This is a genomic window from Pseudomonas sp. CFBP 13602, assembly GCF_014842725.1.
In the GTDB taxonomy this organism is placed as follows: domain Bacteria; phylum Pseudomonadota; class Gammaproteobacteria; order Pseudomonadales; family Pseudomonadaceae; genus Aquipseudomonas; species Aquipseudomonas baltica.
Genome location: NZ_JACYVT010000008.1, coordinates 269,262 through 294,823, shown reverse-complemented (window position 1 = coordinate 294,823; position 25,562 = coordinate 269,262). Strand labels below are relative to the sequence as shown.

The 25,562-nt window shown below is 62.7% G+C and carries 28 protein-coding genes and 1 pseudogene; 18 read left to right on the top strand and 11 right to left on the bottom strand.

Features of this window, described 5'->3' with window-relative positions; translation table 11 throughout:
- Positions 1-126: 126 nt before the first annotated feature.
- The 5 genes from mreD to tldD all read left to right on the top strand — a co-directional run bounded on the left by mreD (position 127) and on the right by tldD (position 8,398).
- The gene (gene mreD / locus IFU31_RS18340; RefSeq protein WP_122479515.1) at positions 127-615 is read left to right on the top strand and encodes a rod shape-determining protein MreD; all 489 of its coding nucleotides are present in this window, start codon (positions 127-129) and stop codon (positions 613-615) included.
- Between the two features lie 34 nt (positions 616-649).
- Positions 650-1,237, top strand: a complete 588-nt coding sequence (locus tag IFU31_RS18335; RefSeq protein WP_192057683.1) for a Maf family protein — start codon at positions 650-652, stop codon at positions 1,235-1,237.
- A gap of 62 nt (positions 1,238-1,299) precedes the next feature.
- Positions 1,300-2,757 carry a ribonuclease G gene (gene rng / locus IFU31_RS18330; RefSeq protein WP_122479513.1) on the top strand — a complete coding sequence of 486 codons (1,458 nt, stop codon included), beginning with the start codon at positions 1,300-1,302 and terminating at the stop codon, positions 2,755-2,757.
- A gap of 94 nt (positions 2,758-2,851) precedes the next feature.
- Positions 2,852-6,667, top strand: a complete 3,816-nt coding sequence (locus IFU31_RS18325; protein WP_192104048.1) for a YhdP family protein — start codon at positions 2,852-2,854, stop codon at positions 6,665-6,667.
- Positions 6,668-6,955: 288 nt separating this feature from the next.
- Entirely contained in the window at positions 6,956-8,398 is a 1,443-nt protein-coding gene (gene tldD / locus IFU31_RS18320; protein ID WP_122479511.1) for a metalloprotease TldD, read from the top strand.
- 41 nt (positions 8,399-8,439) lie between these two features.
- On the opposite strand, the gene yjgA is transcribed toward tldD, so the two are convergent.
- Positions 8,440-8,961 carry a ribosome biogenesis factor YjgA gene (gene yjgA / locus IFU31_RS18315; protein ID WP_185794053.1) on the bottom strand — a complete coding sequence of 174 codons (522 nt, stop codon included), beginning with the start codon at positions 8,959-8,961 and terminating at the stop codon, positions 8,440-8,442.
- A gap of 107 nt (positions 8,962-9,068) precedes the next feature.
- Between yjgA and pmbA the strand changes: the two genes are divergently transcribed.
- The 5 genes and pseudogenes from pmbA (at position 9,069) to IFU31_RS18290 (ending at position 12,750) form a co-directional block, all read left to right on the top strand.
- Positions 9,069-10,415: a metalloprotease PmbA gene (gene pmbA / locus IFU31_RS18310; RefSeq protein ID WP_185794052.1), complete on the top strand. Its 1,347-nt coding sequence runs from the start codon at positions 9,069-9,071 to the stop codon at positions 10,413-10,415.
- A 114-nt stretch (positions 10,416-10,529) separates the two neighbouring features.
- Positions 10,530-10,746: pseudogene (aspA, locus tag IFU31_RS18305) on the top strand (aspartate ammonia-lyase); the annotation flags it as partial.
- Between the two features lie 33 nt (positions 10,747-10,779).
- Positions 10,780-11,232 carry a hypothetical protein gene (locus IFU31_RS18300; RefSeq protein WP_192104056.1) on the top strand — a complete coding sequence of 151 codons (453 nt, stop codon included), beginning with the start codon at positions 10,780-10,782 and terminating at the stop codon, positions 11,230-11,232.
- A gap of 2 nt (positions 11,233-11,234) precedes the next feature.
- Positions 11,235-11,846 carry a superoxide dismutase gene (locus IFU31_RS18295; protein WP_192053586.1) on the top strand — a complete coding sequence of 204 codons (612 nt, stop codon included), beginning with the start codon at positions 11,235-11,237 and terminating at the stop codon, positions 11,844-11,846.
- Between the two features lie 10 nt (positions 11,847-11,856).
- Positions 11,857-12,750 (top strand): ZIP family metal transporter, encoded by an 894-nt coding sequence (locus IFU31_RS18290; RefSeq protein ID WP_122479505.1) that lies wholly within the window; start codon positions 11,857-11,859, stop codon positions 12,748-12,750.
- A gap of 77 nt (positions 12,751-12,827) precedes the next feature.
- Here the strand turns inward: IFU31_RS18290 and IFU31_RS18285 are convergent, their stop codons facing one another.
- The 10 genes from IFU31_RS18285 to IFU31_RS18240 all read right to left on the bottom strand — a co-directional run bounded on the left by IFU31_RS18285 (position 12,828) and on the right by IFU31_RS18240 (position 19,882).
- Positions 12,828-13,100, bottom strand: coding sequence for an HPr family phosphocarrier protein (locus IFU31_RS18285; protein WP_122479504.1), 273 nt, complete (start codon positions 13,098-13,100; stop codon positions 12,828-12,830).
- Positions 13,101-13,116: 16 nt separating this feature from the next.
- Positions 13,117-13,974, bottom strand: a complete 858-nt coding sequence (gene rapZ / locus IFU31_RS18280; protein WP_122479503.1) for an RNase adapter RapZ — start codon at positions 13,972-13,974, stop codon at positions 13,117-13,119.
- Positions 13,975-13,976: 2 nt separating this feature from the next.
- Entirely contained in the window at positions 13,977-14,441 is a 465-nt protein-coding gene (gene ptsN / locus IFU31_RS18275) for a PTS IIA-like nitrogen regulatory protein PtsN (protein ID WP_122479502.1), read from the bottom strand.
- Between the two features lie 12 nt (positions 14,442-14,453).
- Complete coding sequence (gene hpf / locus IFU31_RS18270; protein WP_049860579.1) at positions 14,454-14,762, bottom strand: ribosome hibernation-promoting factor, HPF/YfiA family; 309 nt, start codon at positions 14,760-14,762, stop codon at positions 14,454-14,456.
- A 78-nt stretch (positions 14,763-14,840) separates the two neighbouring features.
- Positions 14,841-16,334 (bottom strand): RNA polymerase factor sigma-54, encoded by a 1,494-nt coding sequence (locus tag IFU31_RS18265; protein ID WP_192053588.1) that lies wholly within the window; start codon positions 16,332-16,334, stop codon positions 14,841-14,843.
- A gap of 163 nt (positions 16,335-16,497) precedes the next feature.
- A complete protein-coding gene (gene lptB, locus IFU31_RS18260; RefSeq protein WP_192104046.1) occupies positions 16,498-17,223 on the bottom strand; it encodes an LPS export ABC transporter ATP-binding protein in 726 nt (241 codons plus the stop codon).
- On the bottom strand, positions 17,223-17,768 hold the full coding sequence (lptA, locus tag IFU31_RS18255) for a lipopolysaccharide transport periplasmic protein LptA (protein WP_043186718.1): 546 nt from the start codon (positions 17,766-17,768) through the stop codon (positions 17,223-17,225). The genes lptB and lptA overlap by 1 nt, the downstream gene beginning before the upstream one ends.
- On the bottom strand, positions 17,755-18,327 hold the full coding sequence (lptC, locus tag IFU31_RS18250; RefSeq protein WP_122479500.1) for an LPS export ABC transporter periplasmic protein LptC: 573 nt from the start codon (positions 18,325-18,327) through the stop codon (positions 17,755-17,757). The genes lptA and lptC overlap by 14 nt, the downstream gene beginning before the upstream one ends.
- An 8-nt stretch (positions 18,328-18,335) precedes the next feature.
- On the bottom strand, positions 18,336-18,872 hold the full coding sequence (locus IFU31_RS18245; protein ID WP_122479735.1) for a KdsC family phosphatase: 537 nt from the start codon (positions 18,870-18,872) through the stop codon (positions 18,336-18,338).
- Between the two features lie 35 nt (positions 18,873-18,907).
- Positions 18,908-19,882: a KpsF/GutQ family sugar-phosphate isomerase gene (locus IFU31_RS18240; RefSeq protein WP_122479499.1), complete on the bottom strand. Its 975-nt coding sequence runs from the start codon at positions 19,880-19,882 to the stop codon at positions 18,908-18,910.
- A gap of 234 nt (positions 19,883-20,116) precedes the next feature.
- Between IFU31_RS18240 and IFU31_RS18235 the strand changes: the two genes are divergently transcribed.
- From IFU31_RS18235 to hisG, 8 genes are all read left to right on the top strand, one after another.
- Positions 20,117-20,926, top strand: coding sequence for an ATP-binding cassette domain-containing protein (locus tag IFU31_RS18235; RefSeq protein WP_122479498.1), 810 nt, complete (start codon positions 20,117-20,119; stop codon positions 20,924-20,926).
- Positions 20,926-21,723 carry a lipid asymmetry maintenance ABC transporter permease subunit MlaE gene (mlaE, locus tag IFU31_RS18230; RefSeq protein WP_043186730.1) on the top strand — a complete coding sequence of 266 codons (798 nt, stop codon included), beginning with the start codon at positions 20,926-20,928 and terminating at the stop codon, positions 21,721-21,723. Before IFU31_RS18235 ends, mlaE begins: the two co-directional genes overlap by 1 nt.
- The gene (gene mlaD / locus IFU31_RS18225) at positions 21,723-22,190 is read left to right on the top strand and encodes an outer membrane lipid asymmetry maintenance protein MlaD (RefSeq protein ID WP_043186734.1); all 468 of its coding nucleotides are present in this window, start codon (positions 21,723-21,725) and stop codon (positions 22,188-22,190) included. Before mlaE ends, mlaD begins: the two co-directional genes overlap by 1 nt.
- A gap of 10 nt (positions 22,191-22,200) precedes the next feature.
- On the top strand, positions 22,201-22,854 hold the full coding sequence (locus IFU31_RS18220) for an MlaC/ttg2D family ABC transporter substrate-binding protein (protein ID WP_122479497.1): 654 nt from the start codon (positions 22,201-22,203) through the stop codon (positions 22,852-22,854).
- Positions 22,854-23,156 (top strand): STAS domain-containing protein, encoded by a 303-nt coding sequence (locus IFU31_RS18215; protein WP_122713625.1) that lies wholly within the window; start codon positions 22,854-22,856, stop codon positions 23,154-23,156. The genes IFU31_RS18220 and IFU31_RS18215 overlap by 1 nt, the downstream gene beginning before the upstream one ends.
- Before the next feature lie 113 nt (positions 23,157-23,269).
- The gene (locus tag IFU31_RS18210) at positions 23,270-23,509 is read left to right on the top strand and encodes a BolA family protein (protein ID WP_043186744.1); all 240 of its coding nucleotides are present in this window, start codon (positions 23,270-23,272) and stop codon (positions 23,507-23,509) included.
- Between the two features lie 22 nt (positions 23,510-23,531).
- Positions 23,532-24,797: a UDP-N-acetylglucosamine 1-carboxyvinyltransferase gene (murA, locus tag IFU31_RS18205; protein WP_122479496.1), complete on the top strand. Its 1,266-nt coding sequence runs from the start codon at positions 23,532-23,534 to the stop codon at positions 24,795-24,797.
- Between the two features lie 69 nt (positions 24,798-24,866).
- Positions 24,867-25,502: an ATP phosphoribosyltransferase gene (gene hisG / locus IFU31_RS18200; protein WP_185794044.1), complete on the top strand. Its 636-nt coding sequence runs from the start codon at positions 24,867-24,869 to the stop codon at positions 25,500-25,502.
- The last annotated feature ends 60 nt before the right edge of the window (positions 25,503-25,562 follow it).

The following is a 25,562-nucleotide window of genomic DNA, read 5'->3' as shown; positions in this document are numbered from 1 at the left end:
CCACACCACGACGCCGGCAGCCACCGCACCGGCGCGTGCCAGCTCGGCCCCGGCCGCCACCCCTGAGCGCACCCCGCCGGCGACACCTTCGCGCTCTGCGCCGGCCACCACACGGGAGAGGCAATAATGGTTGGTACGCGCTCGCGCAATGGCTGGGTGATCTGGCTGACCTTCGTCGTCGGCCTGTTGCTGTGCGTGTCGCCCATGCCGCAGTTCATGGAAGTGTTGCGGCCGCTGTGGCTGGCCCTGCTGCTGGCCTACTGGACGCTCTCGGTGCCGCACAAGGTGGGCATGACCACCGCCTGGATCCTCGGCCTGGCGCAAGACGTGCTGTTCGGCACCCTGCTTGGGCAGAACGCACTCATCCTTAGCCTCATCACTTTTCTCATCCTGTCCCTGGCCCAGCGCATGCGCATCTTTCCAATGTGGCAGCAGAGCCTGGTCATCCTCGTGGTCTTCGGTCTGGCGCAGCTGGTTCAGCTGTGGCTGAGCGCGCTGACCGGCAACCGCCAACCCACTCTGGCCCTGCTGTTGCCCGCCCTGATGAGCGCCTTGCTCTGGCCGTGGGTCAGCTATCTGCTGCGTGGCTTGCGCAAGCGCCTGGGCATCAACTGACGGGCCCGCGCGGCCCGACGCGGAGACGCCTTGCATGTCTACCCTGTACCTGGCTTCCAGCTCGCCCAGGCGTCGTGAACTGCTGACGCAGATCGGCGTACCCTTCACCGTGATCACTGCTGCCATCGACGAAACGCCCAGGCCCGGCGAAGAAAGCCGTGCATACGTGCAGCGCATGGCCGAAGAAAAAGCCCGCGCCGGCTGGCAGTCGCGTTCGCAGCCGGGGGCCGCTCACGTGCTGGGCGCGGACACGGCAGTGATCGCGCACGGACGCATTCTCGGCAAGCCGCGCGACCAAGCCGATGCCTTGGCAATGCTGGCTCTGTTATCCGGCAGCACCCATGAAGTGATCACCACTGCGGCGCTGTTCGATGGCACGCAGATGGACATCGGCACGGCCTCGGCACGGGTCACGTTCCGCCCGATCGACGAAGCCGAGGCCCGTGCCTACTGGGCCTCCGGCGAACCGGCGGACAAGGCGGGCGGCTATGGCATCCAGGGGCTGGGCGCAATATTCGTAGAAAAGCTCGAAGGCAGTTATTCTGCCGTCGTCGGCCTGGGTTTGTACGAAACCGCGGCGCTGCTGCAACGCAATGGCATCGCCTGCTGGCAAGTGTCCTGAGAGGGCCCGGCCGGCAGCGCCATCGCCATTACAACAAAAGACACCAGGAACGAGACCCAGCCATGAGCGAAGAGATTCTGATCAACATCACGCCGATGGAATCGCGCGTGGCCGTGGTGGAAAACGGTGTCCTGCAAGAGGTCCACGTCGAGCGCACCCAGCGTCGCGGGATCGTCGGCAATATCTACAAGGGCAAGGTGGTGCGCGTGCTGCCCGGCATGCAGGCCGCCTTCATCGATATCGGCCTGGACCGCGCCGCGTTCATCCATGCGTCGGAAATCTCCCTGCGTGAAGGCTCGACCCTGGAAACCATCAGCGCCCTCGTGCATGAAGGGCAAAGCCTGGTGGTGCAGGTCACCAAAGACCCGATCGGCTCCAAAGGCGCTCGCCTGACGACCCAGCTGTCGATTCCGTCTCGCTACCTGGTGTATATGCCGCGCACCCGGCACGTCGGCATCTCCCTGAAGATCGAGGATGAGGGCGAGCGTGAACGCCTGAAGAAGGTGGTGGCCGACTGCGTCGAGAAAGAGGGTATCCAGGAGGTCGGCGGGTTCATCCTGCGCACCGCCGCCGAAGGGGCGGGCGCCGAGGAAATCCTCATGGACATCCGCTACCTGCGCCGGCTGTGGGACCAGATCAACGCGCAGATCCAGACCGTCGGGGCGCCGACCGAGATCTACGAGGACCTGGACCTGGCGCTGCGGACCCTGCGCGATCTGGTCAACCCGAAGATCGAGAAGATCCGCATCGACTCGCGGGAGACCTTCCAGAAGACCACGCAGTTCGTGGCCGAGTTGATGCCCGAAATTGCCGACCGCTTGGAGCACTACCCGGGCGAGCGGCCCATTTTCGATCTGTACGGTGTGGAAGACGAGATCCAGCGGGCGCTGGACCGCAAGGTGCCACTCAAGTCCGGCGGCTATCTGGTGGTCGATCCGGCCGAGGCGATGACCACCATCGACGTCAACACCGGGGCCTTCGTTGGCCACCGCAATCTCGAAGAGACCATCTTCAAGACCAACCTGGAAGCGGCCACCGCCATTGCCCGGCAGCTGCGTCTGCGCAACATCGGCGGAATCATCATCATCGACTTCATCGACATGGAAGATGAAGAACACCAGCGCCAGGTTCTGCGCACCCTGGAGAAGCAGCTCGAACGCGATCACGCCAAGACCAACATCATCGGCATCACCGAGCTGGGCCTGGTGCAGATGACCCGCAAGCGCACTCGCGAAAGCCTTGAACAGGTCCTGTGCGAGCCCTGCATCTGTTGCCAGGGCCGCGGCAAGCTGAAAACCCCGGAAACGGTGTGCTACGAGATCTTCCGCGAGATCCTGCGCGAGGCTCGGGCCTATCAGGCCGTGGGCTACCGCGTGCTGGCCAATCAAAAAGTGGTCGACCGGCTGCTCGATGAAGAATCAGGCAATGTGGCTGAACTGGAAGCCTTCATCGGACGAACCATTCGCTTCCAGGTCGAGTCCATGTATTCCCAGGAACAATATGATGTGGTGCTGCTCTGAAACGGCCAGTGAAACGGTTTTCCAATCTTCAGGCTTCCAGTCTTCAAGCTTCGGGCTTTCAGGCTGACGCGGCCTGTGGCGGGAGCATGCCTGCATGGTCCGCTTGAATGCCGTGCTCGCTGGCCTGACGCGTTGGGCGCTGACGCTGTGTGCGGTGCTGCTGGTGTTGCTGGCGTTGTACGTCAGCCTGGGCCGGCAGCTGGTGCCCCTGGTGGCCGAATACGACGCGCAGATCGAGGCGCGTGCCAGCGAAGCGCTGGGCATGGCGGTGCGCATCGGCAGCCTGGAAGGGCGCTGGAGCCGTCTGGCACCGATACTGCTGGTTCACGATGTGCAAGTGGGCGAGGGCAGCAATGCGCTGCGTCTGGATCGAGTCAGGGTGGTGCCGGACCTGTGGGGCAGCCTGTTGGCGCGGTCGGTGCGCATTGCCCATCTCGAACTGGGCGGCGTACAGCTCAGCGCCGTCGAGGATGCTGCCGGCAAGTGGTCGCTCAAGGGGCTGCCGCAGCAGCAGGACCAGGCCTTCGACATGCAGCGCACGCTGCAGCAGATGCAACAGGTCGAGCGGCTGTCGGTGCTTGACAGCCAACTGACCCTGCAACCGTTCGAGCACGACCCGCTGACCTTGACCTATGTGGGTCTGAGCCTGCGCACCAGCGAAGAGCGCCAGCGTCTGGATCTGCGCCTGCACTTGCCTGACGGCCAGCCGCTGGCGCTGAACGTGGAGGCACAGGTGCGCGCCGAACGGTGGCGCGAGGGCCGTGCCCAGGTCTATCTGAACCTGCCGCAGAGCGACTGGGCGCAATGGTTGCCGAGCCGCTACACCCAGGCCTGGAAACTCGAACAGTTCAAGGCGGGCGGCGAGTTCTGGCTGGACTGGGCGGATGCCAACGTCCAGCGAGCCGTGGTCAAGCTCGATGTGCCGACGTTCAAAGGTGCCCGCGCCGAGCACAAGCCCTACGCCATCGCCGATCTCAAGCTGCAGGCCTGGGCGCAACGCAGCGCCGAAGGCTTCGACCTGAACCTGGGCACCTTGGCCATGACCCTGGATGGCAAGCCCTGGCAGACCCACGTGGCGCTGCAGCAGCGCGCCGCGACGTCCGCGGCCGAGGAGCAGTGGCGCATCCAGGCCGATCGTCTCGACCTGACACCGATCACGCCGTTGCTGGACGCGCTGGTGCCCCTGCCCAAGCAGGTGGCAGCCATCGCCAACGGCCTGAACCTCACCGGTGTGCTGCGCAACGTCTCGCTCGACATCCGCCCCAAGGCCACCGGGGCCGAGCGCCTGAGCTACGCGGCCAACCTCGAGAACGTCGGCTTCGACGCCTATTCCGGCGCCCCGGCGGCGGACAATGTCAGCGGTAGCCTGATCGGCGATATCGGCCAGGGCGAGCTGCGCCTGGACAGTGAAAAGTTCATGCTGCACCTGAGCCCGATCTTCGAAAAGCCCTGGTATTACCTCAAGGCCAACGCTCGCCTGAATTTCAAGCTCGATGAACACGCGTTCACCCTGATCGCACCGGCCATCAAGGTGCTGGGCGAAGAAGGCAACATTGCAGCGGACTTTCTCATTCGTCTGCCGTTGCACCATGAGGCCGAGCCCTACATGGACCTGCGCGTCGGCCTGGTCGATGGTGATGGCGCCTACACCAGCAAATATCTGCCCAAGGTACTCAGCCCAGCGGTCGACCAGTGGCTGCGTACGGCGATCAAGCGCGGCGCGGTCGACCAAGGTTACTTCCAGTACCAGGGTTCGCTGGCCAGCGCGGCCGAGGCGCATTCGCGCAGTATCACGCTGTTCTTCAAGGTCCACGACGTGACCCTGGCGTTCCAGCCCGGTTGGCCGGAGGCGCGCAAGGTCGCCGGCAATGTCTATATCCAGGACGGTGACGTGCGCATCCTGGCCGACCGCGGGCAGATCCTCGACACCAAGGTCAGCGACGTTTCCGTCACTGTGCCCCATGTACCCCTTGGCGAGGACAGCCACCTGTATGTCAAAGGCAGCTTCGACGGGGGGCTGGCCGACGGTTTGAAAATTCTGCAGACCGCGCCCATCGGCACCGCCGACATTTTCGCCGGCTGGCAGGGTGAAGGCCCGCTCAAGGGCAGGCTCGACCTCGACATTCCGCTGGTCAAGGGCCATGAGCCCAAAGTCGTGGTGGATTTCAGCACCCACGCGGCCCGCCTGAAGATCAAGTCTCCGGAGCTTGCGCTCAGCCAGCTGGGCGGGACGTTTCGTTTCGACTTCGACAAGGGGTTGAGCGGCGAGGGCATCACTGCCCAGGCGTTCGATCAGCCGGTGAAGGCGCAGATTTCTGCCGAAGGCAAGCCAGGCGCGCCGTTGACCCGCATCGTCGCCCACAGCCAGATCACTGTGCAGCGCCTGGTCGACTGGCTGCAGGTCAAGCAGGCCGTGCCGGCCTCCGGTGATATTGCCTACCAGCTGCAGCTCACGCTGGGTGCCGACAGCCAGCTTCGCGTCGACTCCGACCTCAAGGGTGTCGACATCGACCTGCCTGCGCCCTTTGGCAAAACACGCCCTGTGGCGCGCCCGACCGTATTCGTGATGAACCTGCAGGGCCGGGAACGCCGCTTCGACGTCACCTATGCCGATCTGGCCAGTTTTGCCTATGCAGCTCCGCCCGCCGACCTGGCCAATGGTCGGGGCGAGTTGCTGGTCGGCTCTGGTACGCCGCAGATGCCCACAACCCAGGGGCTGCGAGTCCGTGGCGCGTTGCCGACCCTGGATCTGGAGCCTTGGCAGCAGCAGGCCGAGCAATACACCGGTGGCGATCCGGGTGGCACTGCCAGCCAGTTGATCAATGCGGTCGACCTGCAGGTCGGCACGCTCAAGGGCTTCGGTCAGCAACTCGACCAGGCGCACGTGCAACTCAACCGCAGCCCCAGCGCCTGGCACCTTGCCCTGGCCAGCCAACAGATCACCGGCAAGGTCGATGTGCCCGATGGCAAGGCGACCCCGATCAACGTCGACCTCGATACCGTGCGCCTGCCGCCGGTCGATCCGAACGCGGTCAAGGCCGACAACCCGGTGGAAGTACCGGACCCTTTGGCCAATGTCGACCCACGCAAGATACCCGCGGTGAATGTCAGGATCCGCCAGCTGTTGCAGGGCGAAGAGTTGATCGGCAGCTGGTCGTTGAAGCTGCGCCCAACGTCCAAGGGTGTCGCCCTCAACGATCTCGACCTGGGTCTCAAGGGCTTGATGCTGCACGGCGCGGGCACATGGGAAGGCGCGCCGGGTGCCTCCAGCACGTGGTTCCGCGGGCGCTTGCAAGGCAAGAACCTGGCCGATGTGCTGCAGGCGTGGAAATTTGCCCCGACCGTGACCAGCGAGTCGTTCCATCTCGACGCCGATGGTCGTTGGCCGGGTTCGCCGGCCTGGGTCGGGCTCAAGCGTTTTTCCGGCAACCTGGACGCTACTTTGCGTGATGGCCAGTTCGTCGAGGTCGAGGGCGGCGCCCAGGCTCTGCGCGTGTTCGGCCTGCTCAACTTCAATGCCATCGGCCGTCGCCTGCGCCTGGATTTCTCCGATGTGCTGGGCAAGGGTTTGAGCTACGATCGAGTCAAAGGCCTGCTGGTGGCCAGCGAAGGGGTCTATGTGACGCGTACCCCGATCACCCTGCGCGGTCCCACCACCGACATCGATCTGGACGGGACCCTGGACATGGTCCGCGACGGCGTCAACGCCAAAGTGCAGGTTGCCCTGCCGATCACCAACAGCCTGCCGCTGGCAGCGGTGCTGGTCGGCGCGCCGGTGGTGGGCGGCGCCTTGTTCGTGGTGAACAAGCTGCTGGGCGACCGCGTGGCGCGCTTCGCCAGTGTGCAGTACCGCATCGAGGGTTCCTGGAAGGATCCGCAGATGACCCTGGTCAAGCCCTTCGGCGGCTGAGGGCGCGGTGGCCGTCGCCCGGTATCGGACTGTCGGCCGGGCTCCGGTATTGAAAAAGTGTCCGGGCGGACGCATGTATTGAGCATCCGTCACCGACACCCGAATTGCGCGGGCCGCTTCCGGCCACCCGCGCGCAGTCATTTGCGCAGGACGCCACGCGTCCTGCGAGCACTTTCCCACGCAGCACGCGAAGCGTCCTGCGAGCTTTTTCTACGCAGTACGTCGAGCGTCCTGCGAACACTTTCCCACGCAGTACGCGAAGCGTCCTGCGAACAGCGCGGAGTAAATATGAGCCAGATGTTATCCACCGTCAGCGAACACCTGCTGGCACCCGGCGGCCTCACGCTGGACAGCCTGCAGTCGGTGTTGGGCGAGTTGGCCGGCCCCGGTATAGACGCCGCCGACCTGTATTTCCAGGGTCAGATTTCCGAGTCCTGGGCGCTGGAAGACGGCATCGTCAAGGAAGGCAGCTTCAACCTCGATCAGGGCGTGGGCGTGCGCGCTCAGTCCGGTGAGAAGACCGGGTTCGCCTACAGCAACGCCATCACTCAGGACGCCCTGGTGCAGGCCGCGCGTGCGGCCCGCTCGATTTCCCGCGCCGGCCAGAACGGCCGCGTGCAGGCGTTCAGCAGTCCTGTGGTCAGCCAGTTGTACGGTCCCGACAACCCACTGGAGGTCCTGACCCGCGCCGAGAAAGTCGACCTGCTCAAGCGTGTCGACGCCGCCACCCGCGCGCTGGACCCGCGTATCCAGCAAGTCACCGTCAGCATGGCCGGTGTCTGGGAAAGAATTCTCGTCGCTGCAGCCGACGGCAGCCTGGCCGCCGACGTGCGTCCGCTGGTGCGCTTCAACGTCAGTGTCATCGTCGAGCACAATGGGCGTCGCGAGCGCGGTGGCCACGGTGGCGGTGGTCGCACCGATTACCGTTACTTCCTGGCCGAAGACCGTGCCATGGGCTACGCCCGCGAAGCGCTGCGCCAGGCGCTGGTCAACGTCGAGGCGGTGGCGGCGCCGGCCGGTACCATGCCGGTGGTGATGGGTGCGGGCTGGTCCGGCGTGCTCCTGCACGAAGCGGTCGGGCACGGCCTGGAAGGCGATTTCAACCGCAAGGGCAGCTCGGCCTACAGCGGCCGCGTGGGCGAGAAGGTCGCCTCCAGCCTGTGCACCATCGTCGACGATGGCACCCTGGCCGGGCGTCGCGGTTCACTGAGCGTCGATGACGAAGGCACGCCTACGCAGTGCACCACCCTGATCGAAAACGGCGTGCTCAAGGGCTACATGCAGGACAAGCTCAATGCGCGTCTGATGGGCGTGGCCGCCACAGGCAACGGTCGTCGCGAATCCTATGCGCACCTGCCCATGCCGCGGATGACCAACACCTACATGCTGGCGGGCGAAAGCGACCCGGCCGAAATCATCGCCTCGGTGAAGAAGGGCATCTATTGCGCGAACCTGGGTGGCGGGCAGGTGGATATCACCAGCGGCAAGTTCGTCTTCTCGACCAGCGAAGCCTACCTTATCGAAGACGGCAAGATCACCACGCCGGTCAAGGGCGCTACGCTGATCGGCAACGGTCCGGAGGCAATGAGCAGGGTTTCCATGGTCGGCAACGACCTGTCGCTCGACAGCGGTGTGGGTACCTGCGGCAAGGATGGGCAGTCGCTGCCCGTGGGCGTAGGCCAGCCGACCTTGAAGATCGATGCGATCACCGTGGGCGGTACCGGCGCCTGAAGCGGATGACAGGCAGGCCGGGCGGCCTGCCTTCAGGCGTATCAGCGCAAGCCGCGTTGAGTTTCGTCCAGCTCGCGGATGTACTTGAAGATCTTGCGCGTGGTGGCAGGCGGTTTGTTGTGCGCCGTCTCGTGCTGGGCCTGGCGAACCAGGTTGCGCAGGTGCTGGCGATCGGTTTCCGGGTACTCGGCGAAAAACGCCTCGAGCACCTGGTCCGGGCCGGCTACCAGCCGATCACGCCAACGCTCCAGGTTGTGGAAGCGCTCGTTGTATTGCCGGGTGGAGGCGTCCACTTGGTCGAGCAGCACCAGAATGGCGTCGATGTCCTGGTCGCGCATCAGTTTGCCGATGAACTGGATGTGGCGTTTGCGCGCGATGTTCGCCGTGTGCTTGGAGGCATCGGCCAACGCCCGGCGCAGGCCATCGGTCAAGGGCAGGCGATCGAGCATGTCCGGCTTGAGCGTGATAAGGCGCTCGCCAAGATCGGTCAGCGCATGCAGCTCGCGTTTGACCTGAGTTTTGCTTTTTCCCTCATCGAGGGAGTCGTCGTAAGAATCAACCATGGGGGCAGTCCGCAAATAAACGCCGCCATGATAACCAGTCGGGGGCCGCTTGTCTGGCCCGGCCGTAGATCGGCCCGCCCCGAACCCGAATTTGATTGGAGAACACCATGAACGCACCCCAGAGCGTCGGCCCGCAGGCATTGCCAGTCCTGCAGGAGCAAGTGCAGCAGATCATCGATGAAGCCAAGCGTCAGGGGGCCAGCGCCTGTGAGGTGGCCGTGTCGCTGGAGCAGGGCTTGTCCACATCGGTGCGCCAGCGCGAAGTCGAGACCGTCGAATTCAACCGCGACCAGGGTTTCGGCATCACCCTGTACGTCGGCCAGCGCAAGGGCTCGGCCAGCACCTCGGCGAGCGGTCCGCAGGCCATTCGTGAAACCGTCGCTGCAGCCCTGGCGATCGCCAAGCACACCTCCGAGGATGAAAGCTCGGGCCTGGCCGACGCCGCTCTGATGGCCCGCGAGCAGCCCGATTTCGACCTTTACCACGCCTGGGACATCACGCCCGAGCAGGCCATCGAGAAAGCCCTGGCCTGCGAAGCCGCAGCCTTCGACGCCGAGCCCTTGATCAAGAATGCCGACGGCACCACGCTCAACACTCACCAGGGCTGCCGCGTGTATGGCAACAGCCACGGCTTCATCGGTGGCTATGCATCGACGCGACACAGCTTGAGCTGCGTGATGATCGCCGAAGCCAACGGGCAGATGCAGCGCGACTACTGGTACGACGTAAGTCGCCAGGGCGAGTTGCTGGCCGATGCCGCTTCCATCGGTCAGCGCGCCGCGCAACGCGCTGCCGCCCGTCTCGGTGCACGGCCGGTGCCGACGTGCGAGGTGCCGGTATTGTTTTCGGCCGAACTGGCCGGGGGGCTGTTCGGAAATTTCCTCGCGGCGATCTCCGGTGGCAACCTGTACCGCAAATCCTCGTTCCTGGAAGGGGCGATGGGCCAGCGGCTGTTCCCCGAGTGGCTGACCCTGGACGAGCGTCCGCACCTGATGCGCGCCATGGGCAGCGCGGCATTCGACGGCGACGGCTTGGCAACCTACGCCAAGCCGTTCGTAGAGAATGGCGAGCTGGTGTCCTATGTGTTGAGTACCTATTCGGGCCGCAAACTCGGCTTGCCCAGTACGGCCAACTCCGGTGGCGTGCACAACCTGTTCGTAACCCATGGCGACGAAGACCAGAAAGCGCTGCTGCGCCGCATGGGCCGCGGCTTGCTGGTGACCGAACTGATGGGCCATGGCCTGAACATGGTGACCGGCGACTACTCGCGCGGTGCGGCCGGGTTCTGGGTCGAGAATGGCGAGATCCAGTTTCCGGTCCAGGAAGTGACCATCGCCGGCAACATGCGTGACATGTTCAAGCAGATCGTCGCCGTGGGCAACGATCTGGAACTGCGCAGCAACATCCGCACCGGCTCGGTGCTGATCGAGCGCATGACGGTCGCCGGGAGCTGATCCCGTTGCCCGGCCCTTCAGGTCGGGCAATCTGTGCTGCGATGCTTGTTTTGATTCTCAATATCAATCAATAATAAAACTCATTACCGCTGATGAGTGTCGATCATGCTCGGCAAGTTGAACGAGGCCAGGCTGAAGGGCGCTGGCCCGCCAGCCGATCGAGGTGGCCGCGGCCAACCCGATCATCGGATATCGGCAAGCTGTCCAGATTGCCGAGCTAGCCTACAGGGAAGGTCGGCCGGTGATTGATGTGGCGCTGGAACACATGGACTTGCGTCGCGAACAGCTCGGCGACGTGCTCGACCCGGAAAAGCTCACCGCTGGCGGTATCGGACCGCTGGGCAACCGCTGGGAGACATCCGCCATGCAGCACTGGAAACGAATCACGGAGACGGCCAATGCCAGCTTTGTCCGGGGCGAGCTGATCGAGGCGCGCGAGCATTACCTGCAGGCCCTGGCATGGGCCCAGGTGCTGTTCGAGCGCTGGGCGGATGTCGACGAAGCAGTGGCCGCATGCGTCATCTCCCACCACAACCTGGCCGACCTGCACCTGCAGTTGCATCAACCCGAAGAAAGCGCAGAGTACCTGTGCGCCATTCATGAACGCCTGTTGCACGCCGCCCAGGATTCCAGACTGCAGCCTGCGCTGCGCGATGCGGCCCTGCGCCATGCCAGCAAGACCTACGCCGAAGTGCTCGGCTTCACTCGCCAGCATGGCGAATACCCCCGTACCCACCGGTTGCTGTGTGGTGCCGCCGACACCGACGTTGCGCCAGTCGTCACGCAACCCGATAACCTTCACTACGGAGTTCACTGAAAATGCCTTATACCTTGCCTGCCTTGTCGTATGCCTACGATGCCCTGGAGCCGCACATCGATGCTGCGACCATGGAAATCCACCACACCAAGCACCACCAGACCTACATTACCAACGTCAATGCCGCCATCGAGGGTACCGAATACGCCGAGTGGCCCGTTGAAAAGTTGGTCGCCTCGGTCAAGCAGCTGCCGGAAAACCTGCGCGGCGCCGTCACCAACCACGGTGGTGGCCATGCCAACCACAGCCTGTTCTGGGAAGTCATGTCGCCCAACGGCGGCGGCCAGCCGCAGGGCGGCGTGGCTCAGGCCATCGAAACCGAGCTGGGTGGGTTCGATGCCTTCAAGGAAGCGTTCACCAAAGCCGCGCTGAGCCGCTTCGGCAGTGGCTGGGCCTGGCTCAGCGTCACCCCGGAAAAGAAGCTGGTGGTGGAGAGCAGCGGCAACCAGGACAGCCCATTGATGAATGGCAACACGCCGATTCTGGGCCTGGACGTCTGGGAGCACGCCTACTACCTCAAGTACCAGAACCGTCGGCCTGAATACATCAACGCGTTCTACAACGTGGTCGACTGGGCCAACGTCGAGAAGCGCTACCAAGCCGCCGTGAACTGAGCCCCGCGCCATGGGATCGCAGGCCTTCGCGCTGGTCAGTGTTCGTCGCTTTCGCCTGGCGCTGGGCACGTTGCTGTTATTGGCAGGCGCGGCCCTGCTGGTAGGCGAGCTGCTGGCCTGGCTCGACCTCGAGCCGCGCATCCTGCGCGCGCTCGAAGGCGGGGCCATCTGCGCCCTGGGCACGGCTCTGGGCGCGGTTCCCGTACTGGTCATCCGCAGCATGCCAGTCGCCGTGGCTGATACATTGCTGGGCTTCGGCGCGGGCGTGATGCTGGCGGCCACTGCGTTCTCGCTGATCATTCCCGGCCTGGATGCGGCAGCGGCCATCGGTTTCTCACGCTGGGGCGCTGGTGGCCTGATGAGCCTGGGCATCATGTCCGGAGCGTTCTGCCTGTATCTGGTGGACCGGAGGGTTTCCGGAGTCACACCGGACTATCTGGTGGGCAGCACGCAGCAGCCTGTGATCCCTGCACGTATCTGGATCTTCGTGATCGCCATCATCGCTCACAACATCCCGGAGGGCATGGCCATCGGCGTGTCGGCTGGCGGCGGCATGCACGATGCCGACAGCCTGGCGATGGGCATTGCCCTGCAGGACGTCCCCGAGGGCCTGGTGATTGCGCTGGTACTGGCAGGTGCCGGAATGGCGCGCTACAAAGCTTTCCTGATTGGCGCCGCGTCTGGCCTGGTCGAGCCGGTATTCGCCGTGCTCTGTGCCTGGTTGGTGCGCATGGGCGAGCTGTTGCTGCCCTTGGGCCTGGCCTTCGCGGCCGGCGCGATGCTGCTGGTAGTGACCCACGAGATCATTCCCGAGTCACGCAGCAATGGTCATCACAAGTTGGCGAGCCTGGGCCTGTGTGTAGGGTTCTGCCTGATGATGGTCATGGACACTGCGCTGTCTTGACCCCTGAACCCAGAACCTGACGTAGCGCAGTACTCGACTGCCGCTACCGGGTTCTGCTTCTCGGCCGCTGGCTGGCTTTACTCGCCTTCGTCGAACTTGTCGTTGATCAGTTTGACGATGGCATCGAGCGCCTGCTGATCCTGCTCGCCTTCGGTGTGCAGGTGGATGGTGGTGCCTTTTCCGGCTGCCAACATCATTACACCCATGATGCTCTTGCCGTCGACCAAAGCTTCCGGCGTACGGCCAACACGTACCTGGCAGGGAAAGCGTCCCGCCACGCCGACGAATTTGGCTGCGGCGCGGGCGTGCAGGCCGAGCTTGTTGATGATTTCTACTTGGAGGGCGGGCATTGCGCGGGGGATCCTTTCAGCTGAGGTCGCGATGGCGAACCTGGACGTTCTTGAGCGACTGCTGCAGCAATCGGCCCAGGCGCTCGGTCAAGTATACCGAGCGATGATGCCCGCCTGTACAGCCGATGGCGATGGTGACATAGGCACGGCTGCTGGCAGCGAAGCGCGGCAGCCATTTGAGCAGGTAGGAGGAGATGTCCTGATACATCTCTTCGACGTCCGGCTGGGCCGCCAGGTATTCGGCGACCGGGGCGTCGAGCCCGGACTGTTCTCGCAGCTCCGGCTTCCAGTAGGGGTTGGGCAGGCAGCGCACGTCGAACACAAGGTCGGCGTCTATGGGCATGCCGCGCTTGAACCCGAATGACTCCACCAGAAAGGCCGTACCAGGCTCTGGCTTGTTCAGCAGCCGGACCTTGATGGCATCGCGCAGCTGATAGAGGTTCAGGTTGGTCGTGTTGATCTTGAGGTCGGCCAGATCGACGATGGGCCCGAGCAGGTCGCTCTCGACGCGAATGGCCTCGGCCAGCGAGCGGCTCTCGTTGCTCAGTGGGTGGCGGCGACGGGTCTCGGAAAAACGCTTGAGCAGTGTTTCTTCGTCGGCGTCCAGGTACAGAACATCGCAGTTGATGTGCTTGGCCCGTACTTCGGCCAGCAGTTGGGGAAAACGTGATAAATGGCTGGGCAGGTTGCGCGCATCGATCGACACCGCTACCTGCGGCTGTGCCAGCTCGGTGTGGATCAGGGCACGCTCTGCCAGTTCGGGCAGCAAGCCGGCCGGCAGGTTGTCGATGCAATAGAAACCGTTGTCTTCGAGAACATCCAGGGCAGTGCTCTTGCCTGAGCCTGAGCGGCCACTGACGATGATCAAACGCATGGTTAATGACCGCTCTGTTCGTCCAGTACCACTTGGTACAAGGCTTGATTGCTGGGTGCCGAACGCAGTTTCTCACGCACTTCCTTGCGATCGAGCATGCTGGCGATCTGGCGGAGCAACTCCAGGTGGGCATCGGTGGCCGCTTCGGGTACCAGAAGCACGAACAGCAGGTCCACGGGAGCACCGTCGATGGCGTCGTAGTCGATTGGGGCGCTGAGGTGGATGAGGGCGCTGACGGGTGTATCGCACCCCTTCAGCCGACAATGCGGGATGGCAATGCCGTTGCCGAATCCGGTCGAGCCCAGTTTTTCACGGGCAACGAGCGCTTCGAATACCGTTTGGGTATCCAGCGTGGGCACTTCGCGACCGATCAGCTCGGCGATGTTTTCGAGTGCTTTCTTCTTGCTGCCGCCCGGCACGTTCACGCATGAACGGCCGGGGGTCAGGATGGTTTCTAGTCGGATCATGAGTGGGGAGTGTCAGCGAGCAGTCGCGCCTTGCAGCAGACTTTGCTGTTTTTCCTTATGCTTTTTGAGTTGGCGATCCAGCTTGTCGGTAAGCAGGTCGATGGCCGCGTACATGTCGTCATGTTCGGCGTTGGCAACCACCTCACCACCGGGTATGCGCAGGGTGGCTTCGATTTTCTGTTTGAGCTTCTCGACCTCCATGATCACCTGAACGTTGGTGATCTTGTCGAAATGACGTTCGAGCCGCTCGAGTTTTTCCCCGATGTAGGTTCGCAGGGGTTCGGTCACATCCAGTTGGTGTCCACTGATGTTGACTTGCATACCGCTTCTCCTTATTGCCATTGCATAAAGAAGCAGGCTTGGGTGCCTGCCACTGGAACGCTGTGGCACATCGCAGGGCTACATCAACCGCTTGCGTTCGCTGGACGGCGCAATCCCGAGGGATTCGCGATACTTGGCGACCGTTCGGCGGGCTACCTGGATGCCTTGTGCCTCCAGTAAACCAGCGATCTTGCTGTCACTCAACGGCTTTTTCTGATTTTCGGCCGCGACCAGTTTCTTGATGATCGCGCGGATCGCCGTGGAGGAGCATTCGCCACCCTCCGAGGTACTGACATGGCTCGAGAAAAAGTATTTCAGCTCGTATATGCCACGGGGTGTATGCATGTATTTCTGCGTGGTGACCCGTGAAATGGTCGATTCGTGCATGCCCACCGCCTCGGCGATGTCGTGCAGCACCAGAGGCTTCATGGCCTCGTCGCCATAGTCGAGGAAGCCGCGCTGGTGCTCGACGATCTGCGTCGCCACCTTCATCAGGGTCTCGTTGCGGCTCTGCAGGCTCTTGATGAACCAGCGCGCTTCCTGCAGCTGGTTGCGCATGAAGGTGTTGTCGGCGCTGGTATCGGCGCGCCGCACGAAACCGGCGTACTGCGGATTGACTCGCAGGCGTGGCACGGACTCCTGATTGAGCTCGACCAGCCAGCGGTCGCTGTCCTTGCGCACGATGACATCGGGCACGACGTATTCCGGCTCGCTGGATTCGATCTGCGAGCCGGGCCGCGGATTGAGGCTCTGCACCAGCTCGATGACCTGGCGCAGCTCGTCTTCCTTGAGCTTCATGCGGCGCATCAGCTGGCTGTAGTCGCGCGAGCCGAGCATGTCGATGAAGTCGCTGACCAGGCGCTGGGCTTCGGCCAGCCAACGGGTCTTGGGCGGCAGCTGGCGCAGCTGCAGCATCAGGCATTCGCTCAGGTTGCGGGCGCCAATGCCAGCGGGCTCGAACTGCTGGATGCGGTGCAGCACCGCTTCGATTTCATCCAGCTCGATGTCCAGTTCAGGATCGAAAGACTCGCAGATTTCCTGCAGCGTCTCGTCCAGGTAACCCTGGTTGTTGATGCAGTCGATGATGGTCACGGCGATCAGCCGATCGGTGTCGGACATGGGCGCCAGGTTCAGCTGCCACAACAGATGCGTCTGCAGGCTTTCGCCGACCGATGTGCGCGTGGTGAAGTCCCACTCGTCGTCATCGTTGCTCGGCAGGCTACTGGCGCTGGTCTGGTAGATGTCTTCCCAGGCGGTGTCCACAGGCAGTTCGCTGGGGATGCGTTCGTTCCAGTCGCCTTCCTCGAGGTTGTCGACCGTAGGCGCGGATTCCTGGAAGCTCGGCTCCTGGATTTCCTGGGGCGGTGTCTGCTCGACCTTGTCGGCCAGCGGGTCGCTGTTGTCGAAGTCGTCGCCTTCTTCCTGGCGTTCGAGCATGGGATTGGATTCCAGCGCTTCCTGAATCTCCTGTTGGAGGTCCAGAGTCGATAGCTGGAGAAGGCGGATGGCCTGTTGCAACTGCGGTGTCATCGTCAGTTGCTGGCCCATACGTAGGACGAGCGATGGTTTCATGGCAGGAACTTAACACCTTGGTCGCCGGCGCGAAGCGCCTTCTACTACGGGTACCGAAGCACCCGGCTTATGTCGTAAGCAAATTATATGCCTGAAACCTGAGTGTTTGCCTAGGGCGCCATGAAAATTAATGCCCGTGGGAGGGCGCTGGCGCCCTCGGGCCTTACAAGCGGAACTCGTGGCCCAGGTAGACTTCGCGTACCAGATCGTTGGCCAGAATGGTCTGGGCATCGCCTTCGGCAATCAGCTGGCCGTCGTTGACGATGTAGGCCGTTTCGCAGATATCCAGGGTCTCGCGGACGTTGTGGTCGGTGATCAATACGCCGATGCCCTTGGTCTTGAGGTGGTGGATGATCTGCTTGATGTCGCCGACCGAAATCGGATCGACACCGGCGAAGGGTTCGTCGAGCAGGATGAACTTGGGTGCGGTGGCCAGGGCGCGGGCGATCTCCACGCGGCGACGTTCACCCCCCGAAAGACTCATGCCCAGATTGTCGCGGATGTGCGTGATGTGGAATTCCTGCAGCAGGCCTTCGAGCTCTGCCAGCCGAGCCGTGGCATCGAGTTCCTTGCGGGTTTCCAGAATGGCCATGATGTTGTCGGCCACCGACAGCTTGCGGAAGATCGAGGCCTCCTGCGGCAGGTAACCGATGCCGGAGCGGGCGCGGCCATGCATCGGCTGGTGACTGACGTCCAGCTCGTCGATGAGCACGCGGCCCTGATCGGCCTGCACCAGGCCGACGATCATGTAGAAACAGGTGGTCTTGCCGGCCCCGTTGGGGCCCAGCAGGCCGACGATCTGCCCGCTTTCGATGGACAGGCTGACGTCGCGTACGACTTGCCGGCTCTTGTAGCTCTTGGCCAGGTGCTGCGCTTTCAGAACTGCCATTACTGGGCCTTCTGCGGTGCGTCGGATTTCTTCTTCGGCTGGATCACCATGTCGATGCGCGGACGAGGCGTGGTGACCTTGCTGCCCGTGGCACGGCCGGCGTTGACCACCTGGCGCACGGTGTCGTAGACGATCTTCTCGCCTTCGGACGTGTTGCCGTCGTTGATGACCTTGGCCTTGTCGATCAGCACGATGCGGTTCTGCGCCGCGAAGTACTGGATGGTCATGCCGTAGGCCTGCACGATGGGCTTGTCGGCGGCGGGTTTCTGCTCGTAGTAGGCCAGGTTGCCGACAGCAGTGAACACGTCCACGTCGCCCGTGGCATTGCGGGTGATGGTCACGGTATTGCCGGTGATCTTCATCGACCCTTGGGTAATGATCACATTGCCCTTGTAGGTCGCCACACCCTGTTTGTCGTCGAGCTGGGCATCGTCGGACTGGATATGAATGGGCTGATCGCGGTCAGTGGGCAGTGCCCAGGCGCTCGCGCTTCCCAGTGCTGCGCTCAGGCTGAGCAAAAAGGGGAGGGTTTTAACGAGCCTCATACTGTCCTCTTACGTTGGACAGCAAGTTGATCTTGCTGTCATTCAGATACGCTTTCATGCCCTTGGCCGTCGACACGCCACCGGCGCCGTCGATTCTAACGTCTTGGTCGGTCTGCGCATATTGCTTCTGTGGGAAAACGGTCATGCGCGAGCTGGTGATCAGCGTAGCGCGGCTTTTCTGATCGGTACGCGCGATGCGCACCGAATCGATCAGCTCGACTTCGCTGCCATCGGGATTCACTTCGCCGCGATCGCTCGTCACGTGCCACGGATAGACGGTTCCGCGGTACAGCTGCATGTCGGGCTTGGTCAGCAAGGTGACCTGCGACGTCTTCACGTGCTCGACCTTGTCGGCAGTCATGTCGTACTGCACGCCGCCATCGGGCAGGTATTGCCGAGCCTTCGCGTTGATGGCGTAGTAATCGATCTGGCTTTCGTCGACGGCTGCCGTGGGCTGGTCGAGGAAGCGCTCCGGGCTGATGTCCCAGTAGCCGATGGCGGCGAACAGCAGCCCCAGCACACCCAGGATGACGATATTGCGGATTTTCTTGTTCAGCATGTCAGGCCCTACAGGTAGGCGGCGCGGGCCGCTTCGAGATTGCCTTGGGCATCGAGGATCAGCTCGCAGAACTCGCGTGCCGCCCCGAAGCCGCCACTGGCCTGGGTCACACCGTCGGCATGCTGGCGCACGAAGGCATTGGCATTGGCCACTGCCATGCCCAGGCCCACCCGGCGAATCACCGGCAGGTCGGGCAGGTCGTCGCCCAGGTAAGCCACTTGTTCATAGCTCAGGCCGAGTTCGGCGAGCAGTCCGTCGAGCACCACGAGTTTGTCTTCACGGCCCTGAAAGAGGTGGGCGATGCCCAGGTTTTTGGCACGCCGCTCCACCACCGGGCTTTTGCGACCGGTGATGATGGCCGTGGTCACGCCACTGTTGATGAGCATCTTGATGCCCTGACCATCCAGCGTGCTGAAGCTTTTGAACTCGCTGCCGTCTTCGAGGAAATACAGGCGGCCATCGGTCAGTACGCCGTCGACGTCGAATACGGCCAGCTTGATGGCCTTGCCTCGCTGCAGGAGGTCGTTGCTGCCAGTCTCGGGCATTGCACCATTCTCGGTCATTACATGACTCCCGGTCATTACATGACTCCCGCGCGCAGCAGATCGCCAAGGTTGAAGGCGCCTACCGGACAGTCTTGATCGTCAACCACGATCAGTGAGTTGATCTTGTTGTCTTCCATGATCTTCAGCGCCTCGGCAGCCAGCATGTCGGCGCGAGCCGTCTTGCCGTGGGAAGTCATGACGTCTTCGATTCGAGTGCTGTGGACATCGATGGTGCGATCCAATGTGCGCCGCAGATCGCCGTCGGTGAAGATCCCGGCGAGGCGGCCATCGGCTTCCAGGATGGCGGTCATGCCCAGGCCCTTGCGGGTCATTTCCATCAGGGCATCGCGCAGCAGCGTACCGCGCGCCACCTGTGGCAGCGCAGTGCCGGTGTGCATCACGTGCTCAACCTTGAGCAGCAGGCGTCGGCCCAGCGCTCCGCCGGGATGGGAGAAGGCGAAGTCTTCGGCCGTGAAGCCGCGCGCCTCGAGCAGGGCAATGGCCAGCGCATCGCCCAGCACCAGGGTAGCGGTGGTGGAGGAGGTCGGCGCCAGGTTCAGCGGGCAGGCCTCCTGGGCGACGCGCGCGTCGAGATTGACCTCGGCAGCCTGGGCCAGGGGTGAGTCGGGGTTGCCGGTCATGCTGATCAGCGGAATGCCCATGCGTTTTATCAAAGGCAGCAAAGTGACGATCTCCGCTGTCGAACCGGAGTTGGACAGGGCCAGGATGATGTCCTGGCGAGTGATCATGCCCATGTCGCCATGGCTGGCCTCGGCAGGATGCACGAAAAACGCCGGGGTGCCGGTGCTGGCCAGGGTCGCGGCGATCTTGTTGCCGATATGGCCGGACTTGCCCATGCCCAGCACGATCACGCGGCCGTTGCTTTCGAGGATCAATTCGCAGGCGCGCACGAAATCGGCGTCGATGTGGGCAAGCAGGCCCTCTACCGCTTCGATTTCGAGACGTATGGTGCGGTGCGCGGATTGGATCAGGTCGCTGGTCTGGCTCATGGCGAAAATCGGTAGGCCCGGTGAAAAGGCGGCGATTATAGCGGGAATGGACGTGCGACTCACCTGCCTATTTCGCGGCCCCGGTAAATCGATGGTACGTTTCGCCAATGGATCAATCTTGGGCGGCACGTGTCTGCAATGCTATAGTTCGCCGCTTGTTCGGCCTGTCCGCGCCAAGTGTCTTCGGTCAGAAGATGAGCGTCCGAGGGTAAGGTTGCACTGCAAGGAGTTTAAATGAGTGCCGATAGCGCCTACGCGGTCGAGCTGAAAGGGGTTTCCTTCAAGCGCGGTGCGCGGAGCATTTTCAACGACGTCGATATCCGCATTCCTCGCGGCAAGGTCACCGGTATCATGGGGCCTTCAGGTAGCGGCAAGACCACGCTCCTGCGTTTGATGGGCGCGCAACTGCGGCCCAGCGGCGGCGAAGTGTGGGTCAATGGCCAGAACCTGCCCAAACTCTCGCGCAGCGATCTGTTCGATGCGCGCAAGCACATGGGCGTGCTGTTCCAGAGCGGCGCGCTGTTCACCGACCTGGACGTGTTCGAAAACGTGGCCTTCCCGCTGCGCGTGCACACCGACCTGCCCGAAGACATGATCCGCGACATCGTTCTGATGAAGTTGCAGGCCGTTGGCCTGCGCGGTGCCATCGAACTGATGCCGGACGAACTGTCCGGCGGCATGAAGCGCCGGGTCGCGCTGGCCCGCGCCATCGCCATGGACCCGCAGATATTGATGTACGACGAGCCGTTCGTCGGTCAGGACCCGATCGCCATGGGCGTACTGGTGCGGCTGATCCGCCTGCTCAACGACGCCCTGGGTATCACCAGCATCGTGGTGTCCCACGACCTGGCGGAAACCGCGAGCATCGCCGACTACATCTATGTCGTAGGTGATGGCCAGGTGCTTGGTCATGGCACGCCAGAAGCCTTGATGGGGTCGGACAATCCGCGCGTCCGCCAATTCATGAAGGGCGATCCCGACGGCCCCGTGCCTTTTCATTTTTCCGCGCCCGACTACCGCGCCGATCTGCTGGGGAAGCGTTGATGCGCAAGAAATCAATCATGGAGCGCGTGCGCCTGTTTGGCCGCTCGGCCATCGACATGGTCGGCATCCTGGGTCGTTCCGGGCTGTTCCTCGGCCACGCGCTGGTGGGCCGCGGCGGCATCGGTGGCGGCTTCCAGCTGCTGATCAAGCAATTGTATTCAGTGGGCGTCATGTCCCTGCTGATCATCGTCGTGTCCGGCGTGTTCATCGGCATGGTGCTGGCGCTGCAGGGCTTCAGCATTCTGGCCAAGTACGGGTCGGAGCAGGCGGTCGGGCAAATGGTCGCGCTGACATTGCTGCGTGAACTCGGACCTGTGGTCACCGCTCTATTGTTCGCCGGTCGTGCAGGTTCTGCATTGACGGCCGAGATCGGCAACATGAAGTCGACCGAGCAGTTGTCGAGCCTGGAGATGATCGGCGTCGACCCGCTCAAGTACATCGTTGCGCCAAGGCTGTGGGCCGGTTTCATTTCCCTGCCGTTGCTGGCGATGATTTTCAGCGTCGTCGGTATCTGGGGTGGATCCTGGGTCGCCGTCGATTGGCTGGGCGTCTATGAAGGATCGTTCTGGGCCAACATGCAGAACAGCGTGAGCTTCACCGATGACGTGCTCAACGGTGTGATCAAGAGCCTGGTATTCGCTTTCGTCGTCACCTGGATCGCCGTGTTCCAGGGTTATGACTGTGAACCCACGTCCGAGGGCATCAGTCGCGCTACCACCAAGACCGTGGTCTACGCGTCGCTGGCCGTTCTGGGCCTGGACTTTATTCTGACCGCCCTGATGTTTGGAGATTTCTGATGCAAAACCGATCAATGGAAGTCGGAGTCGGCCTGTTCCTTCTGGCCGGCATCCTGGCTTTGCTGCTGTTGGCCTTGCGTGTCAGTGGTCTGTCCACCAGCGCGAACACCGAGAGCTACAAACTTTATGCCTATTTCGACAATATCGCCGGTTTGACTGTCAGAGCGAAGGTGACCATGGCCGGTGTGACCATCGGCAAGGTCACGGCTATCGATCTGGATCGCGACACCTTCACTGGCCGGGTGACCCTGCAGTTGGACAAGAAAGTGGACAATCTGCCCACTGACTCCACTGCTTCCATCCTGACCGCGGGCCTGCTGGGCGAGAAGTACATTGGTATCAGCGTGGGTGGCGAGGAAGCCTTGCTCACCGACGGCGGTACCATCCACGACACCCAGTCGTCCCTGGTGCTCGAAGACCTGATCGGCAAGTTCCTGCTCAACACAGTCAGCAAAGATGCCAAATAAGGAGTTATCCATGTTTTCGATCATGCGACGCAGCCTGCTGGTTCTGGTGGCTCTGCTACCGATGTGGGCCAACGCAGCCCCTGCGGTATCCGCACATCAGGTGGTACAGGGCGTCACCGACCGGCTGCTGTCGGATCTGGAAAAGAACCGCGAAACCTACCGCAGCAACCCTCAGGCTTTCTACGACGCGTTGAATTCCATCGTCGGTCCAGTCGTCGATGCCGAAGGCATATCGCGCAGCATCATGACCGTGAAGTACGCGAACCGGGCAACACCGGCGCAGAAAACGCGTTTCCAGGAAAATTTCAAGCGCAGCCTGATGCAGTTCTATGGCAACGCGTTGCTCGAATACAACAACCAGGGCATCACCGTTGGCCCGGCCAAGGATGAAAGTGGCACTCGTACCAGCGTCGACATGCAGGTCAAGGGCACTGGCGGAGCGGTGTATCCGGTTTCCTACACCCTGGAAAACCTGAACAACGAGTGGAAGGTGCGTAACGTCATCATCAATGGCATCAACATCGGCAAGCTGTTCCGCGACCAGTTCGCCGACAGCATGCAGCGCAACGGCAACGACCTGGACAAGACCATCGACGGTTGGGCGGGCGAAGTCGCCAAGGCCAAGGAAGTCACCGACAAAGCTGCCCCGACGAGCGCCCAGTGATGGATCAGGCTCGCGTCGAACTGGCCGGCGATCAGCTCAGTCTGGCCGGCGTGCTGGACTACCGCTCCGGCGCCGCCCTGCGCAAGCAGGGGCAGGCATTGATCCAGTCCAGCCCGGCCACGGCGCTGGTCATTGACTGCACTGCGGTCGAGAAATCCAGCAGCGTCGGCTTGTCCCTGCTGCTGGGCTTCATGCGCGATGCCGAGGCGGCCGGCAAGACCGTGCGGGTCCAGGCACTGCCCCACGATATGCGTCAGATCGCTCAGGTCACCGGCATGAGCGAATTCTTTTCACAGATTTGAGCGGCCCTCATCGAGGTCCTCTGGCCTGATCCCGTCGATACGGGGTTCGCAGTCGGGGGGCTTTTTTGTATGATGGCCGACCCGCGCGCACAGGGCGCCGATCGAGGTTGAGCATGCAGGCTGTAGAAGTGAAGGGTTTCCTTGAATCCAAGCTGCCGGGAGTGCAGGTGGAAGTCGAGGGCGAAGGCTGCAATTTCCAGCTGAACGTGATCAGTGACGAGCTGACCGCGCTTAGCCCGGTCAAGCGCCAGCAACAGATCTATGCTCATTTGAACCCATGGATCGCCGATGGCAGCATCCATGCGATCACCATGAAATTCTTCAGCAGCGCAGCCTGGGCTGAGCGTTCCTGAGCCATTCCGCGTCGAGACTCCAATGGACAAACTGATTATTACTGGCGGCGTTCGCCTTGATGGCGAAATTCGCATTTCCGGAGCGAAAAACTCCGCTCTGCCGATTCTGGCTGCCACCCTGCTGGCCGATGGGCCGGTAACGGTTGCCAACCTGCCGCACCTGCACGACATCACCACCATGATCGAGCTGTTCGGTCGCATGGGCATCGAGCCGGTGATCGACGAGAAGCTGGCGGTCGAGATCGATCCGCGCACCATCAAGACACTGGTTGCACCGTACGAGCTGGTCAAGACCATGCGCGCCTCGATCCTGGTGCTGGGCCCGATGGTCGCTCGCTTCGGCGAAGCGGAAGTGGCGCTGCCCGGTGGTTGCGCGATCGGCTCGCGTCCGGTCGACCTGCACATCCGCGGCCTCGAAGCCATGGGTGCGGTCATCGACGTGGAAGCCGGCTACATCAAGGCCAAGGCGCCGGAAGGTGGCCTGCGCGGCGCCAACTTCTTCTTCGACACGGTCAGTGTGACCGGTACCGAGAACATCATGATGGCCGCAGCCTTGGCCAATGGCCGCAGCGTCCTGCAGAACGCCGCGCGCGAGCCGGAAGTGGTCGATCTGGCCAACTTCATCAATGCCATGGGCGGCAACGTCCAAGGCGCCGGCACCGACACCATCACCATCGATGGTGTGAAGCGCCTGCACTCGGCGACCTACAAGGTCATGCCCGATCGCATCGAGACCGGTACCTACCTGGTGGCCGCCGCCTGCACAGGCGGCCGGGTCAAGGTCAAGGACACCGATCCGACCATTCTCGAAGCCGTGCTGGAAAAGCTTCGCGAGGCGGGCGCCGAGATCACCACCGGCGCCGACTGGATCGAACTGAACATGCATGGCAAGCGGCCCAAGGCGGTCAACGTGCGGACCGCGCCGTACCCGGCGTTCCCCACCGACATGCAGGCGCAGTTCATTTCGCTCAATGCCATTGCCGAAGGCACTGGCGCGGTCATCGAGACGATCTTCGAAAACCGTTTCATGCACGTCTACGAGATGCATCGCATGGGCGCGCAGATTCAGGTCGAGGGCAACACGGCCATCGTCACCGGCACCGAGAAGCTCAAGGGCGCACCGGTCATGGCGACCGACCTGCGGGCGTCGGCGAGCCTGGTGATTTCGGCGCTTACCGCCGAAGGCGACACCTTGATCGACCGCATCTACCACATCGACCGTGGCTACGAGTGCATCGAAGAAAAACTGCAGATGCTGGGCGCCAAGATCCGTCGCGTACCGGGCTGATGTGCGTGCAGGGCGCAGGGATGCGCCCGGTCGTTGCCAGAAACTTTCCTGTAAGGACTGACGTTTCCCATGTTGACCATTGCGCTGTCCAAAGGCCGCATTCTTGACGATACATTGCCGCTCCTGGCCGAGGCGGGCATCGTGCCCACCGAGAACCCGGACAAGAGCCGCAAGCTGATCATTCCCACGACCCAGGACGATGTACGCCTGCTGATCGTGCGCGCCACCGACGTGCCGACCTACGTCGAGCATGGTGCCGCCGACCTGGGTGTCGCCGGCAAGGACGTCCTGCTCGAATACAGCGGCCAGGGCCTGTACGAGCCCCTCGATCTGCAGATCGCCCAGTGCAAGCTCATGACGGCCGGCGCCATCGGCGCGGCCGAGCCAACCGGTCGGCTGCGTGTGGCCACCAAGTTCGTCAACGTTGCCAAGCGCTACTATGCCGAGCAGGGCCGCCAGGTCGATATCATCAAGCTCTACGGTTCCATGGAACTGGCGCCACTGGTGGGCCTGGCCGACAAGATCATCGACGTGGTCGACACCGGCAATACCCTGCGTGCCAACGGCCTGGAGCCCCAGGAACTGATCGCCCACATCAGCTCCCGGCTGGTGGTGAACAAAGCCTCCATGAAGATGCAGCACGCCCGCATCCAGGCGTTGATCGACACCCTGCGCAAGGCAGTGGAGTCGCGACACCGCGACTGATGCACCTGCGCAGGTCTGCAACCTGCGCCCGTCTATCCGCATCATAGCCAAATAACTCAA

Excerpts from the sequence above, each read along its gene's own strand:
- mreD (WP_122479515.1), top strand. The coding sequence starts at position 127 with ATGGTTGGTACGCGCTCGCGCAATGGCTGGGTGATCTGGCTGACCTTC.
- IFU31_RS18335 (WP_192057683.1), top strand. The coding sequence starts at position 650 with ATGTCTACCCTGTACCTGGCTTCCAGCTCGCCCAGGCGTCGTGAACTG.
- rng (WP_122479513.1), top strand. The coding sequence starts at position 1,300 with ATGAGCGAAGAGATTCTGATCAACATCACGCCGATGGAATCGCGCGTG.
- IFU31_RS18325 (WP_192104048.1), top strand. The coding sequence starts at position 2,852 with ATGGTCCGCTTGAATGCCGTGCTCGCTGGCCTGACGCGTTGGGCGCTG.
- tldD (WP_122479511.1), top strand. The coding sequence starts at position 6,956 with ATGAGCCAGATGTTATCCACCGTCAGCGAACACCTGCTGGCACCCGGC.
- yjgA (WP_185794053.1), bottom strand. The coding sequence starts at position 8,961 with ATGGTTGATTCTTACGACGACTCCCTCGATGAGGGAAAAAGCAAAACT.
- pmbA (WP_185794052.1), top strand. The coding sequence starts at position 9,069 with ATGAACGCACCCCAGAGCGTCGGCCCGCAGGCATTGCCAGTCCTGCAG.
- IFU31_RS18300 (WP_192104056.1), top strand. The coding sequence starts at position 10,780 with ATGCAGCACTGGAAACGAATCACGGAGACGGCCAATGCCAGCTTTGTC.
- IFU31_RS18295 (WP_192053586.1), top strand. The coding sequence starts at position 11,235 with ATGCCTTATACCTTGCCTGCCTTGTCGTATGCCTACGATGCCCTGGAG.
- IFU31_RS18290 (WP_122479505.1), top strand. The coding sequence starts at position 11,857 with ATGGGATCGCAGGCCTTCGCGCTGGTCAGTGTTCGTCGCTTTCGCCTG.
- IFU31_RS18285 (WP_122479504.1), bottom strand. The coding sequence starts at position 13,100 with ATGCCCGCCCTCCAAGTAGAAATCATCAACAAGCTCGGCCTGCACGCC.
- rapZ (WP_122479503.1), bottom strand. The coding sequence starts at position 13,974 with ATGCGTTTGATCATCGTCAGTGGCCGCTCAGGCTCAGGCAAGAGCACT.
- ptsN (WP_122479502.1), bottom strand. The coding sequence starts at position 14,441 with ATGATCCGACTAGAAACCATCCTGACCCCCGGCCGTTCATGCGTGAAC.
- hpf (WP_049860579.1), bottom strand. The coding sequence starts at position 14,762 with ATGCAAGTCAACATCAGTGGACACCAACTGGATGTGACCGAACCCCTG.
- IFU31_RS18265 (WP_192053588.1), bottom strand. The coding sequence starts at position 16,334 with ATGAAACCATCGCTCGTCCTACGTATGGGCCAGCAACTGACGATGACA.
- lptB (WP_192104046.1), bottom strand. The coding sequence starts at position 17,223 with ATGGCAGTTCTGAAAGCGCAGCACCTGGCCAAGAGCTACAAGAGCCGG.
- lptA (WP_043186718.1), bottom strand. The coding sequence starts at position 17,768 with ATGAGGCTCGTTAAAACCCTCCCCTTTTTGCTCAGCCTGAGCGCAGCA.
- lptC (WP_122479500.1), bottom strand. The coding sequence starts at position 18,327 with ATGCTGAACAAGAAAATCCGCAATATCGTCATCCTGGGTGTGCTGGGG.
- IFU31_RS18245 (WP_122479735.1), bottom strand. The coding sequence starts at position 18,872 with ATGCCCGAGACTGGCAGCAACGACCTCCTGCAGCGAGGCAAGGCCATC.
- IFU31_RS18240 (WP_122479499.1), bottom strand. The coding sequence starts at position 19,882 with ATGAGCCAGACCAGCGACCTGATCCAATCCGCGCACCGCACCATACGT.
- IFU31_RS18235 (WP_122479498.1), top strand. The coding sequence starts at position 20,117 with ATGAGTGCCGATAGCGCCTACGCGGTCGAGCTGAAAGGGGTTTCCTTC.
- mlaE (WP_043186730.1), top strand. The coding sequence starts at position 20,926 with ATGCGCAAGAAATCAATCATGGAGCGCGTGCGCCTGTTTGGCCGCTCG.
- mlaD (WP_043186734.1), top strand. The coding sequence starts at position 21,723 with ATGCAAAACCGATCAATGGAAGTCGGAGTCGGCCTGTTCCTTCTGGCC.
- IFU31_RS18220 (WP_122479497.1), top strand. The coding sequence starts at position 22,201 with ATGTTTTCGATCATGCGACGCAGCCTGCTGGTTCTGGTGGCTCTGCTA.
- IFU31_RS18215 (WP_122713625.1), top strand. The coding sequence starts at position 22,854 with ATGGATCAGGCTCGCGTCGAACTGGCCGGCGATCAGCTCAGTCTGGCC.
- IFU31_RS18210 (WP_043186744.1), top strand. The coding sequence starts at position 23,270 with ATGCAGGCTGTAGAAGTGAAGGGTTTCCTTGAATCCAAGCTGCCGGGA.
- murA (WP_122479496.1), top strand. The coding sequence starts at position 23,532 with ATGGACAAACTGATTATTACTGGCGGCGTTCGCCTTGATGGCGAAATT.
- hisG (WP_185794044.1), top strand. The coding sequence starts at position 24,867 with ATGTTGACCATTGCGCTGTCCAAAGGCCGCATTCTTGACGATACATTG.